This window comes from Bacillus cereus (assembly GCF_002564555.1).
Taxonomy (GTDB): domain Bacteria; phylum Bacillota; class Bacilli; order Bacillales; family Bacillaceae_G; genus Bacillus_A; species Bacillus_A cereus_K.
On sequence record NZ_NUVD01000024.1, the window covers coordinates 163,103 to 175,051 of the forward strand.

Genomic DNA, 11,949 nt, shown 5'->3' on the forward strand with positions numbered 1-11,949 from the left:
GTTAGATGGGAGTCGGGCTGCTCGTAAAAGCCCGATTGGTTCAACTAGTAATCAGTGGGGGATGGAAAAAACCCCCACTGATTAAAGTTTCACTTTATTATACAAAATGTAAGATAGAGGGGATAGGGTGTATTTCCATTTTTTTTAACTGTTAAGATAGGCATTATGAGATATAATAAGAGTGCACAGCAAGTTTTACCCTTCTTCAAAACAGGCAGTAAAGCTCCTTCTCGTAAGGAGCTTTCTTTATGAAAGTTGTTGATAATGATTCTCTTTAATGATAAAATATATTCAAAAGTGATAATCATTATCAAAAAAGGTTGGTGCGTGAGTATGGTATATGCATTAGTAGCAGGTACGGTCGCTGTATATGCAGTTATTGCGAAGTATGTTTTAAATGGAGTAGGAACAGCAAAATGAATGATATGACGTAAAATCCCTTTCATTTGTAAAAAGAATGAAAGGGATTTTTTATTTTTAATGAGAATATGCTGAAAATTTAGTATGATAGTAAAGTGAAACTGTAATCAGAAGGGAAGTTCATCTCTTACTGATTATTAGTTTGCAATTAGCGGGATAAAGTATATATACATCTTGGATAAAGGGGAACAAGGGGATGACAAACATAGTACAGACAAACGGTATGAAAAAACTTGTTTGTTTTTATGAAGAGTGGCAAAAACACGGCGATGCAGAGAATAGCTTAAAGTTATTTGAAGTAATTCAAAAATATAAACAAGAGCAGCTTATGATAGCGTTCTGCGGTCACTTCTCTGCAGGAAAATCAACGATGATGAATCATCTATATAAAGCGCAGCTGTTACCAACAAGTCCAATTCCGACAAGCGCTAACGTCGTTAAAATCGAAAAGGGGTTTGATCGTGTTGTCGTAACGGTTAAATCAGGAGAACAGTACGAATATGACGGTGCATATTCAGCGGAAGAATTAAAACAAATTTGTAAAGATGGTGATGAGGTAATTGGTGTTCATATTTATCGAAATGATGCGCCAATTCCTGAGGGGGTTATGTTAGTTGATACACCAGGGATTGATTCAACAGATGATGCCCATCAATTAGCGACGGAATCGACACTGCATCTAGCAGATGTAATTTTTTATATGATGGATTATAATCACGTCCAATCGGAAGTAAACTTACAATTTGTTAAAGAATTGAAACAGCGTAATAAAACGGTTTATCTCGTTGTAAACCAAATAGATAAACATAAAGAAAATGAATTATCATTTGAGAATTATAAAGATAGTGTAAAACAATCGTTCTCTAACTGGGATATTGAGGTGGATGGTGTTTATTATACGTCATTGCGAATGATGAACCATCCCCATAATGAAATTGGAAATTTAGAAGTACTAATTTCTTCTATCATGGAAGAAAAAGGGCAGTATGTAAGGAATGGGATGGAGCGAGAAACAGAATATTTATTGGGGGAACATTTCTCGTATATTCTTTCTGAAAATGAAAAGTATCTTATGAAATATGAAGAAGAGCTAGCATCCCCACTTTCCATTTCAGAGATAGTTGAAAAGAAAGAAGAGCTAACTGGAAATAAAAATCTTACAGCTAGTAAAGAATCTGATGTAAGAAATGAGTTTATAAAAGGTTTACAAGCTATATTAGATAACGCGTATTTAATGCCATTTGAAATGAGAGAATTGGCGAATGCGTATTTAGAAACGAAATTAACGAAATTTAAAGTTGGTTTGTTATTTGCGAAGGGAAAGACGGAACAAGAAAAGCAAAGACGTGTAGATGCTTTTTATTCTGCTTTGCAAAAGACTGTTGAAACGCAACTTGATTTTCATGTGAAAGAATTTATCGTAGCATTCTTAAAAGAAGAAGGATTGTTCACAGAGGAAATTGGGAAAGACATATATGCTTTAGAGATTGCTTTCGGGCCGGAATTATTGGCTGAAGTAATTAAACAAGGTGCGGGTTTCACAGGAGATTACTTACTTCTTTATACAGCGGATGTAGCGAATGAACTGAAGAAACGTTATTTTATAAAATCGCAGCAAATTTTCGATAAGAGTGCAGTTGTTTTAAAGCAAAAGGTGAAGGAAGCAGTTGCTCGTATTGAAGAAGAAATTGAAACATACACGATGTTGCAAACGGCAAAAGAAACGCAACTACAATACAGTAACAAATTTGAGGAATATGAGGGTTATTTACAAAATATTTGGCACGACCACGTTGCGACACCAGAAGGATTGCAAATAGATGAGGTATTGCAAAGTAAAAAACAAATTGTTAGTGAGAAATTCACACTACAAGAACAAGAAAGCGTAACTCATAACGTAATAGCTCGTGAGGAAGAGATGAAAGGAACGGCGGTATTGAATATTCAGCGTATACTAGAAAAAGTAAAAAAAGCTGAAACGATATTAGAGCCATTACCTGCACTGAAACATGTACAGCAAGAGGTAATAGAAAAAAGACGACGTGTGGAAACGAAACAATTTACAGTAGCGTTATTCGGGGCATTTAGTGCTGGGAAATCATCATTTGCCAATGCATTGCTTGGGGATAAGGTACTTCCTGTATCACCAAATCCGACGACGGCAACGATTAATCAAATTTTGCCGGTTACAGAGGAAAAACCACACGGAACAGTAATTGTTCAGTTTAAATCAAAGCAGGCGCTATTAGAAGACATGAAAGCTGTTTATAAGCTGTTCCATTATGAGATTACTACGTTAGACGAAGCGTTATCGCAAATTGACAAAGTTATGAAATATCCTTCACCAAGTGGGAAGCAAAAAACAACATTTAGCTTTTTACGAGCGGTACAAAAAGGATATGATGCAGTTTCTGCTCATATAGGGGAACAAGTAGAAGTTACATTAGAAGAATTCTCTGATTATGTAGCGAATGAAGAAAAATCATGTTTTGTTGAGTACATGGAACTGTATTATGATTGTGCTTTAACAAGACAAGGAGTAGCGCTTGTAGACACACCAGGAGCGGATTCTATTAACGCTCGCCATACAGATGTTGCCTTCCAGTATATTAAAAACGCAGATGCTATTTTATTTGTAACATATTATAACCATGTGTTCTCTCGAGCTGACCGTGAATTCTTAATTCAGCTCGGTCGTGTAAAGGATACTTTTGCTCTTGATAAAATGTTCTTCCTAATAAATGCAGCTGATTTAGCAGAGTCTGAAGAAGAACTTGAAATGGTAAAAGGTTATATTGCAGATCAGCTACTGCAATATGGTATTAGAAATCCGCGTTTATTTGCAATTTCAAGTTTATGTGCGCTTGAAGAGAAACAAGGAAAGAATATAGAAAAAGAGAAGTACGGTATATTACAGAACTCTGGGATTGCTAAGTTTGAAGAATCATTTACGTCCTTTATGATGAGAGATTTAATGCTTGTATCTGTACATGCTTTATATGGCGCATTGCAAGGAGCGGATCAGCTTTTAGTAAACATGATAAGCGGTGCAAAACAGGGGAATGAAGAAAAAGAGAAGCAAACAAAAAAATATGAAGCAGAGCGTGATCAACTACTTCATATTATTTCATCATATAGTGTGCTTGCTGAGGAGCAAGCGATGCAAAATGAAGTGAAAGAATTGCTGTATTATGTACAACAGCGTTTATTCCTGCGCTATAACGATGTGTTTACTGAATTTATTAATCCAGCGTCACTTCGAACGGACGGAAATGTAAAAACGCAGTTGCAACAGTGCGTTATGGAATTAGTAGCATTTATTCAACATGATTTATTACAAGAAATGCGCGCGACATCATTACGTCTTGAAAAATGGATAGATGAAGCGATGAAGCGTGCAAAGAATGAAATTGTAGTGAACTGTAAAGTAGAAAATGAATCAATTTCTATGAATGGAACAGTGGAGTATGATTATAAAAATATTACACATAAAGAACCGTTCCCTTCAGTTGAAATAAAAGATTTCAAAAAAGCACTGGCACATTTTAAAAACGAGAAAAGCTTTTTTGAAAAAAATGATAAAGCTCTCATGCAAGAGGACGCAAAATTTGTATTAGAACCGTTCGTATCAAACTATGTAGCTGATGAAGAAGATTTATTTGTTCATCATTATAAGCAAGAGTGGGATGTAAAATGGAACTTATTCCAAACAGTGATGCAGCAAGATGTAATGAATTATTATGAAAGTATATTATTTGCATTGGCTGAAACGATTGATGTATCACTATATGAACAAAGTAAAGAGCAATTGCAAAAGCAGTTAGTAGAGATTGAAAGAGAAATTTATGCGATATAGTCGTTATGAAAAAAAGATTCGTTCAACTTTCTTTTGTAGCACAGTATCTAAAGATTTTACAAACCCTGCGAATTCATCAGTAGAAATCATATGAGTAAGAACGAGTCGTCTGCCGTCTGGTGTTTCACCGCATAAGACGAATGAAGAAAATTCATATGTTTTGTTTTCTACTACTAATTTTGGATAGGAATACGTACCGCTTTTTTTCTTTCCATCAATAGAGATGATGTTGCATTTTTTCTCATTGTTGTCCATGGTGAATCCCTCCTTTCTATTACTTATGGTAGACAAGGAGGGTTTAGAACAATAGAGAAGGGGGAATTTTTATGTCTGTTGTAATAGAATGTGTTTCGAAAGAAGCTATGCCGAAATCGTTATTGCTACTTGCCGATCCGAGCGAACGGCAAATTGATACATATGTAGAAAGAGGTTTAACATATGTAGCTATGCAAGAGGATAAAGTTATAGGTGTATATGTTCTTTTGGAAACGAGGCCGAAGACGATGGAAATCATGAATCTTGCGGTTGTAGAGCATATGCAAGGAAAAGGGATTGGAAAGAAGCTATTGAAGCATGCGATAGAAACTGCTAAAGGATATGGTATATTCAAACTTGAAATTGGTACAGGTAACTCCAGTGTTTCTCAGCTTGCGTTATATCAAAAATGTGGATTTCGTATTTTTTCTATTGATTTTGATTACTTTTCGAAGCATTATGAAGAAGAGATTGTTGAAAATGAAATTGTATGCCGTGATATGATTCGGCTTGCAATGGAATTAAATTAGAAAGTATAACTTATCTGGGGGGAAGAGAAGATGGAAGTACATAAAGCAATTACAGCACATTCTCGTAAACAAAATGGAATTGTAAAAACATTTTTGCAATTAGATGCGCAGCGTGAAGCAGCTATTGAAGCAGCGATATCACTTGCATCGAATGGGAAAGAATTTTCAGTAGATGTTATTAATTTGGTAACAAACCAAATTAATGATCTTGCGAAACAAGGGGTTGCACCGCAACGTAAACTAGTTACAGAAGATATGGTAATGGAATATGTAAGTCGCGTGCACGAGAAAGAAGGTCGTTAAAGATGATTGTTACAGTCGAGTGGTTACGTGAGCATATAGAAGATGAGAATGTCCGTATAATCGATTGTCGTTTTGATTTAGCGAATCCTAATTGGGGTAGAGATAAGTATGAGGAAGAACATATTCCTCATGCATTATATTTTGATTTGAATTTAGATTTATCAAGTCCTGTAAAAGAACATGGTGGCCGCCATCCATTACCACATATTGAAGAGTTTGCAGACAAGCTGTCGCAAGCTGGTATTGATGAACATACGACAGTAGTTGCGTATGATAGTCAAGCTGGTGCAAATGCTTCTCGTTTGTGGTGGTTATTAAACTATGTAGGACATGAGAAAGTGTATATATTAGATGGCGGATTTCCGGCTTGGAAAGAGAATGGATTACATACAACAATGGAAATTCCTGTTGCTATACGAAAAACATTCAAAGCAAATATACAAGATCATATGCTTATAACGATGGAAACGGTCAGAGATAATATTTATACAGGTGCAGATGTTACGCTAATCGATTCTAGAGAACCAAAACGTTATGCTGGTGTAGAGGAACTTGTTGACCCACAGGCAGGACATATTCCGACAGCAGTAAACTATTTTTGGAAGGATGGAATTCTACAATCAGGACAATTTAAAAATGAAGTTCAGCAACAAGAACGATTCCGAAATCTTTCAAAAGATAAGGAAACAATTGTATATTGTGGTTCTGGTGTTACAGCGTGTCCAAATATCATTGCATTAAAATTAGCTGGATTCCAAAACGTTAAATTGTATGCAGGTAGCTGGAGTGATTGGATTTCTTATCCAGAAAATCAAATTGCAAAAGAAGAAGATTAATCACTTGCATGCAAAAAAAATTTGTATTAAAATAAGGTCACAAGCAAGAGATTGCTCGAAAAAAATTGTATTTTACACATTGGAAACAATGTGATAATATAACGACAAGTAAATAATACATCCTGCGGTGTACGTAACTTATTTATGTCTAAAACCGATGTTAGTTATACGGAAGCTCAATATTTAGCGACCATCATCATGCCTTCCTTGTGGAGGAAGATGTACGGTAACTGTGAGGGCATCCACCTGCGAGTAGCGGGTTTTTGGACATTTACGAGGAGCGGCACGTGCGGGGGTCTTATTTCAACTAAACTTATATAAATTTCCTACGGTGTACGTAGCTTATGCATGTCTTAAACCAATAAGTATAATACGGAAGTTCAATATTTAAATGTAGCTAACAGGCCATCTTTTTAAGAGGGAAGTTACAAACATTTGTGAGAACATCCACCTGTGAGAGCAGGTTTATGGACATCTAGAGAGAACGGCATATGTGGGGCTAAATAAAAACCTTACGTTTTATACGTAAGGTTTTTTTGTTATATATACTTATCTTGATTCACCTGTAAAGTTTCCATAATAAACATAGCACTTTCTGTCTTCATCAATCTCTCTTGAATCTAAGGTGAACTCCCAATGCATGCCGTCTCGCTGAATATATATAATATCTGAATGAAGAGATGGTAAAAGTTCTTCATAGTTCCATACATCTTTACTATCAACTATGCTTGAATTCGTTTCTCTTAGTTCTCTCATTTCAAAACCTATATGGGAGTATGTAGGATCTGAAGGGTCATTTGCAAAAACTTCTTTTTGGATATATATAACTGCTGTTCCGTCTGGATCTATCGACGTTGCAGTAACAACATATGTATTTTTCTCTTTAATAAAATATTCACAAGTCATACGTGCGACGATTTCAGAGTTAGAAATATTTGTGTAATTCCATAACGCAGGATACCCTTTTGTTTCATCGTTGAGCCGATATTCTAAGCGCATTTTATCCCTCTTCTTCCTTTTTCTTCTACTTTATCATGGCTTTTTATATAATAGAAATATAATTTAAAAAGGGGAGTGCGAAGGTGACAAAAACGAAATGGCTAGTAGGCGGTGTGTTAACATCTTTAATGACTGGCACCTTATTTGGCTGCACACAAGATATTCCCCCAGAACCGAATGATAATAGTTGTTCTGATTGGGATTGGGATGATGAACTTGGAGTATGGCAGTGTGATGATAGTAGTTCAGGTTATCGTGGGCATTACTTCTATGGTGGGAGATACTATCAAAATAAATCCACTTTTAAGAATTCATCGGAGTTTAAATCGTATCAATCGTCTGCAGAATTTAAAGGGGGAATTGGAAGCGGTTCAAAGGGAGGATTTGGAGGCTAAAATATGTCGCAATACATAAGAAAACGAAAAGAGTTTTATTTGAAGTATCCGAATTTTTGGTCGGATTTATATGAATGTGAGTATAGTTTGTTTCATGTTTTTTCAATAACAGAACAAATGATGAAACAACTACAAGTAGCGACTGAACGAATGGGAAAAATATTTTTTAAGACTGCTAGGCTTCTGCGCAATTTATGTGACGAACAACTTCTTGAACTTGGATTTCCACCTGCAACCTTACCCTTTATTAGAATGAAAGATTTGTATCCTGAATCTGTTGTTTCAAGATTTGATTTTGTATTAACAGATGATAACAAAATTAAAATGTTGGAGTTTAATAGTGATACCCCAACTTTTATTGTAGAATGCTTTCAAATGAATGGAAAAGTTTGTGAGGAATTAGGGTACGATAATCCAAATATAAATCAGGAGCGCTTACTGTCGTCTGGTATTACAAAAGCTGTAATGGAGGCTGTAAAAGGAATAGAAAATCCAAATGTCGTTTTTACAGCACATCATGAACATATAGAGGATTGGAATACGACTATATATTTGAGTCAGCTATGTCATGTTGAAAATAAAGTGATGCCAATGTCAGCACTTAGAATTACAAAGGATGCTTTAGTAGACAATGATGGTGTGAAAATTGATGTGTTGTACCGTCAAACGTATCCGATAGAAGATTTAATTGAGGATCAAGACCCTGAAACGGGAGATTTGGTAGGTGTCGAACTTCTACAACTTGTAAAAGACGGGGAATTATTCATTATAAATCCTTTGTCTGCCTTTTTACTTCAGCCAAAATCAATTCAGTGTCTTATTTGGGGATTAGCAGAAGAAGGGGCCCTTTATACAAATGAGGAACAACAGTGGATTAAAGAATATATGTTACCCACATATTTAGAACCAGATTTATTTCTAGGAAAAGGTTCTTTCGTTCAAAAACCTTCGTTTGGTAGGGAAGGTGACACAATTACAATTCGTGATAAAGACACGAACATTATGATTCGAAATGCACATGAAACATATAAAACGTCATTGCCGATATTTCAAAAGTACACAGAGCTTCCAGTCGTGTGTTTGGAAACTGAAAAAGGAATGGAGAAACTATCGTATGTGTTTGGGGCGTTTTTAATCGCTGGAAAAGCGAGCAGTATTGGTATACGTGCTGGGGAAAAGATTACAGGCAATGAATCTTATTATTTACCAGTAGGTATTAAGAGGGGGGAAATAAATGATTAATTTTTTACTATACTTAGCAGTATCACTTGCACTTTTATGTATCGGTTTGTTTCTTATGGAAGTGACAACGAAAGTAAAAGAATTTAAGTTAATGGCTCAGGGAAACAAGGCGGTAAGTTATGTACTTGGAGGAAGGGTACTCGGGCTAGCTATCGTTTTATATTCAACGGCCGCTAATTCCATTTCACTTTTGGATATGGTTTCGTGGGGAGCTGTTGGTATTTTGGCCCAAATTATTGTCTATTATTTAGCTGAGTGGCTTACACCGCGTTTTAATATAAATAAAAGCCTTGAAGAAGATAATCAAGCAGTCGGCCTATTTCTTATGTTTTTATCACTTTCAATCGGTGTTGTAATCGCTGGTTGTGTAACTTACTAAAAACTTACGTTTTACACGTAAGTTTTTTTCGTTCGTTAACTTGTACTATATATGAGAAAATAGGCTAACAAAAGAGATGGCTCTGCTGTAATAAGGAAAAGTTTCCATACAAAGTGTTGACATCTATTTTAAATAAGAGTAACATTTTCTATGTAATGAAATAAGTCTCTGTTAGGTGAGGCTCCTGTATAGAGAAATGCTACTGCCCAAAAATGTCGAGAGACGCCAATGGGTCAACAGGAATGATCGAATTAAGGTTTTTCTTAACGTAGCTGGTAATGAACCTATGCTATACAGTGCTAAAACTCGACGAGGGAGAGGTCCGTAGATTTCTAATTATATTAGGAATCGCTTATTTGTGTATGCAAAGACCTTTGCTCTCTTATGAGTAAGGGTCTTTTTTGTTACAAATCTATGAGTAATTTCATAGTATAGATTATAACTATAAAATAAACAAGGAGGTGAGGAACATGTCAAATTCTGACTCGGTTCCGTTACCCATATACTTCAAATCAAAATTATATGATGTAGGCAGGAAACGACTTGTTCCTCCCTCTATATTTATCATAATGTAGCGTTTATTCGGGTGGGTAAGCGTTAGGTACTTTCATGGTAAAATTGATAAATTGAGAAACAAAGCGTTTCTTCCTATGTTGTAAAGGAGGAGACGATAATATGTTATATGCAAACAAAACTGTGGGTAACACGTCATATAAACCAAGTAAAAAATCAATGAAAGAACAAACAATGCTTCAAAAGAATAAAGATTTATTAATTGAAATCGCAACAAGAGATGTCAAATCTGTATTTGCATATTTTAAAACAACAAGAGACGGATTATCTATGAAAGAGGCGCAAAAACGTATTCAAGTATACGGCCGAAATGAACTTACTTCAAAAAGAGCACTACTTGCAGAAGTAATGATGAAATTAAGCGGAATGATTCCAGGGCTTTCAAAACAACATGTGCGTGATGGATTACAATGCGAAAAAATTACTGTGTCTAGAATAGAATGTTCTAGTAGTACAGGGCTAAACACTGAATTGAAAATGATGGATATACCAGTACAAGAACTTGTACCTGGAGATATGATTTTTCTTTCAGCTGGAGATACAGTACCAGCTGATGTACGTATCATTTATGCAAATGATTTATTAGTAAATGAGTCTGTGCTAACGGGAAACGACGCGAGTATTGAGAAATTTGAAAGTTGCTATCATCTTGAACGTAAACGATTTATTCCATTAAAACGGATGAAAGACTATAATCCACTTGAACTTGAAAATGTATGTTTCAAAGGTACGTATATTGTTGACGGAAATGCAAAGGCTGTAGTTGTTTCGACAGGTAAAAATACGTATTCAGGAATACTTCATACTTGTTGCGGTAGAATGTCTTAATGTGTTAATGATGCTAAATATACAAAAACAATGTATAATAGACAAAGTTGAACAAAAACGTAGAATGGTAATCTATATATAACCTTACGTGATAACGTGAGGTTATTATTTTTTGTTAGTAGGAGAGGAATTATGAAAAAAGTATTATTAGTTGATGGTATGGCACTATTATTTCGTGCTTTTTACGCAACAAGTGTATATGGACAATTTATGAAACGACAAGATGGTACCCCGACGAATGGGATTCATGGTTATATGAAGCATTTATTAACAGCAACACAAGCAATCGAACCAACGCACATTGTAACGTGCTGGGATATGGGAAGTACGACATTTAGAACGGAATCTTTCTCGAATTATAAAGCAAATCGTGCAGCACCGCCGGAAGAATTAATTCCGCAATTTGATTTAGTGCAAGAAATGACTGCGAAATTATCTATGCCTGTAATCGGTATGAAAGGTTATGAAGCGGATGATTGCATCGGTACGCTTGCAAAACAATATTGCAATGAAGCGGAAGTTTATATTTTGACAGGTGATACAGATTTACTTCAACTTGTTGATACGAATGTTACAGTTATGCTTCTTCGTAAAGGAATTGGAAATTACGAGTATTACACACCGGAAAAAATCATGGAAGAGAAAGGTGTAGAACCTTGGCAAATCGTGCATGCGAAAGCTTTCATGGGAGATACAAGTGATAATTATCCAGGTGTAAAAGGTATTGGTGAAAAAACAGCGTATAAGCTTATTCAAGAATACGGCACAGTATCGGCAGTACTAGAAAATATAGCATCATTAACGAAAGCGCAGCGCACAAAAATTGAAAGTGATTTAGAGAATTTAAATATCTCTTTACAATTAGCGCAAATTCATTGTGAAGTTCCAATTTCATGTCCACTAGAAGAAGGATTACACACAATGGATGAAGAAAAACTTAGATTCGTTTGTGAAGAAATGAATTGGGGAAGACCTGAAATATTGATAAATATGTTGTAAGAAATTGAAAGACCGATTAAATATTTTTTAATCGGTCTTTCTTTTTTTGTTCACAAAGTTGTCAGAAAATAAATGCGATTTTCATATGAAGTTCAAATGGATTTCACAACAATCAATTATTATAAGAACACACAGATAATTATTTATCTTTTAAATATACCATCCCCCAAGGAGGACAATAAAAATGCGAAAAAAAGTGAGAAAATCCTTTAAACAATTATTAATAGAAAATAAACAATCACTATTAACGAATAAAGAGAATATGAAAGAAATTGAAGAGCGAATTGAGAAACGACATGTAGCATATAGTGTTGCTAGCAATTGATAATTTTGT

12 protein-coding genes, 2 other RNA genes and 1 riboswitch are annotated in these 11,949 nt (G+C 35.2%); of the genes, 12 read left to right on the top strand and 2 right to left on the bottom strand.

From position 1 onward, the window contains the following. Positions 1-616: 616 nt before the first annotated feature. Positions 617-4,276: a dynamin family protein gene (locus COI75_RS15415; RefSeq protein WP_000182112.1), complete on the top strand. Its 3,660-nt coding sequence runs from the start codon at positions 617-619 to the stop codon at positions 4,274-4,276. Positions 4,277-4,279: 3 nt separating this feature from the next. Here the strand turns inward: COI75_RS15415 and COI75_RS15420 are convergent, their stop codons facing one another. Continuing rightward, positions 4,280-4,531 (bottom strand): DUF3931 domain-containing protein, encoded by a 252-nt coding sequence (locus COI75_RS15420; protein ID WP_000369733.1) that lies wholly within the window; start codon positions 4,529-4,531, stop codon positions 4,280-4,282. 71 nt (positions 4,532-4,602) lie between these two features. Between COI75_RS15420 and COI75_RS15425 the strand changes: the two genes are divergently transcribed. The 5 genes from COI75_RS15425 (at position 4,603) to ssrS (COI75_RS15445) (ending at position 6,704) form a co-directional block, all read left to right on the top strand. Next, complete coding sequence (locus COI75_RS15425; protein WP_000117679.1) at positions 4,603-5,061, top strand: GNAT family N-acetyltransferase; 459 nt, start codon at positions 4,603-4,605, stop codon at positions 5,059-5,061. A 30-nt stretch (positions 5,062-5,091) separates the two neighbouring features. After that, positions 5,092-5,364 (top strand): YpbS family protein, encoded by a 273-nt coding sequence (locus COI75_RS15430; protein WP_000451822.1) that lies wholly within the window; start codon positions 5,092-5,094, stop codon positions 5,362-5,364. 2 nt (positions 5,365-5,366) lie between these two features. Further along, positions 5,367-6,200 carry a sulfurtransferase gene (locus tag COI75_RS15435; RefSeq protein ID WP_000637535.1) on the top strand — a complete coding sequence of 278 codons (834 nt, stop codon included), beginning with the start codon at positions 5,367-5,369 and terminating at the stop codon, positions 6,198-6,200. A 116-nt stretch (positions 6,201-6,316) separates the two neighbouring features. After that, a non-coding RNA gene (ssrS, locus tag COI75_RS15440) (6S RNA) lies at positions 6,317-6,499 on the top strand. A 21-nt stretch (positions 6,500-6,520) separates the two neighbouring features. Beyond that, positions 6,521-6,704: non-coding RNA, 6S RNA (gene ssrS, locus COI75_RS15445), on the top strand. Positions 6,705-6,749: 45 nt separating this feature from the next. Here the strand turns inward: ssrS (COI75_RS15445) and COI75_RS15450 are convergent. Next, positions 6,750-7,199, bottom strand: a complete 450-nt coding sequence (locus COI75_RS15450; protein ID WP_001235532.1) for a hypothetical protein — start codon at positions 7,197-7,199, stop codon at positions 6,750-6,752. An 83-nt stretch (positions 7,200-7,282) separates the two neighbouring features. Here COI75_RS15450 and COI75_RS15455 point away from each other — a divergent pair, with 83 nt between their 5' ends. The 6 genes from COI75_RS15455 to COI75_RS15480 all read left to right on the top strand — a co-directional run bounded on the left by COI75_RS15455 (position 7,283) and on the right by COI75_RS15480 (position 11,940). Continuing rightward, a complete protein-coding gene (locus tag COI75_RS15455) occupies positions 7,283-7,594 on the top strand; it encodes a hypothetical protein (protein ID WP_000169017.1) in 312 nt (103 codons plus the stop codon). Between the two features lie 3 nt (positions 7,595-7,597). Further along, complete coding sequence (locus COI75_RS15460; RefSeq protein WP_000084970.1) at positions 7,598-8,836, top strand: glutathionylspermidine synthase family protein; 1,239 nt, start codon at positions 7,598-7,600, stop codon at positions 8,834-8,836. Next, entirely contained in the window at positions 8,829-9,215 is a 387-nt protein-coding gene (locus COI75_RS15465; protein ID WP_000606850.1) for a DUF350 domain-containing protein, read from the top strand. The genes COI75_RS15460 and COI75_RS15465 overlap by 8 nt, the downstream gene beginning before the upstream one ends. Positions 9,216-9,375: 160 nt before the next feature. Beyond that, positions 9,376-9,541: riboswitch (M-box (ykoK) riboswitch) on the top strand. A gap of 349 nt (positions 9,542-9,890) precedes the next feature. Next, positions 9,891-10,616, top strand: coding sequence for a P-type ATPase (locus COI75_RS15470; RefSeq protein ID WP_000964974.1), 726 nt, complete (start codon positions 9,891-9,893; stop codon positions 10,614-10,616). 132 nt (positions 10,617-10,748) lie between these two features. Continuing rightward, positions 10,749-11,615 (top strand): 5'-3' exonuclease, encoded by an 867-nt coding sequence (locus COI75_RS15475; RefSeq protein ID WP_000757078.1) that lies wholly within the window; start codon positions 10,749-10,751, stop codon positions 11,613-11,615. A gap of 184 nt (positions 11,616-11,799) precedes the next feature. Continuing rightward, positions 11,800-11,940, top strand: coding sequence for an FbpB family small basic protein (locus tag COI75_RS15480; protein WP_001228052.1), 141 nt, complete (start codon positions 11,800-11,802; stop codon positions 11,938-11,940). Positions 11,941-11,949 lie beyond the last annotated feature (9 nt).

Bases quoted from the DNA above. Each gene is read 5' to 3' on its own strand.
- COI75_RS15415 (WP_000182112.1), top strand. From the start codon at position 617: ATGACAAACATAGTACAGACAAACGGTATGAAAAAACTTGTTTGTTTT.
- COI75_RS15420 (WP_000369733.1), bottom strand. From the start codon at position 4,531: ATGGACAACAATGAGAAAAAATGCAACATCATCTCTATTGATGGAAAG.
- COI75_RS15425 (WP_000117679.1), top strand. From the start codon at position 4,603: ATGTCTGTTGTAATAGAATGTGTTTCGAAAGAAGCTATGCCGAAATCG.
- COI75_RS15430 (WP_000451822.1), top strand. From the start codon at position 5,092: ATGGAAGTACATAAAGCAATTACAGCACATTCTCGTAAACAAAATGGA.
- COI75_RS15435 (WP_000637535.1), top strand. From the start codon at position 5,367: ATGATTGTTACAGTCGAGTGGTTACGTGAGCATATAGAAGATGAGAAT.
- COI75_RS15450 (WP_001235532.1), bottom strand. From the start codon at position 7,199: ATGCGCTTAGAATATCGGCTCAACGATGAAACAAAAGGGTATCCTGCG.
- COI75_RS15460 (WP_000084970.1), top strand. From the start codon at position 7,598: ATGTCGCAATACATAAGAAAACGAAAAGAGTTTTATTTGAAGTATCCG.
- COI75_RS15465 (WP_000606850.1), top strand. From the start codon at position 8,829: ATGATTAATTTTTTACTATACTTAGCAGTATCACTTGCACTTTTATGT.
- COI75_RS15470 (WP_000964974.1), top strand. From the start codon at position 9,891: ATGTTATATGCAAACAAAACTGTGGGTAACACGTCATATAAACCAAGT.
- COI75_RS15475 (WP_000757078.1), top strand. From the start codon at position 10,749: ATGAAAAAAGTATTATTAGTTGATGGTATGGCACTATTATTTCGTGCT.
- COI75_RS15480 (WP_001228052.1), top strand. From the start codon at position 11,800: ATGCGAAAAAAAGTGAGAAAATCCTTTAAACAATTATTAATAGAAAAT.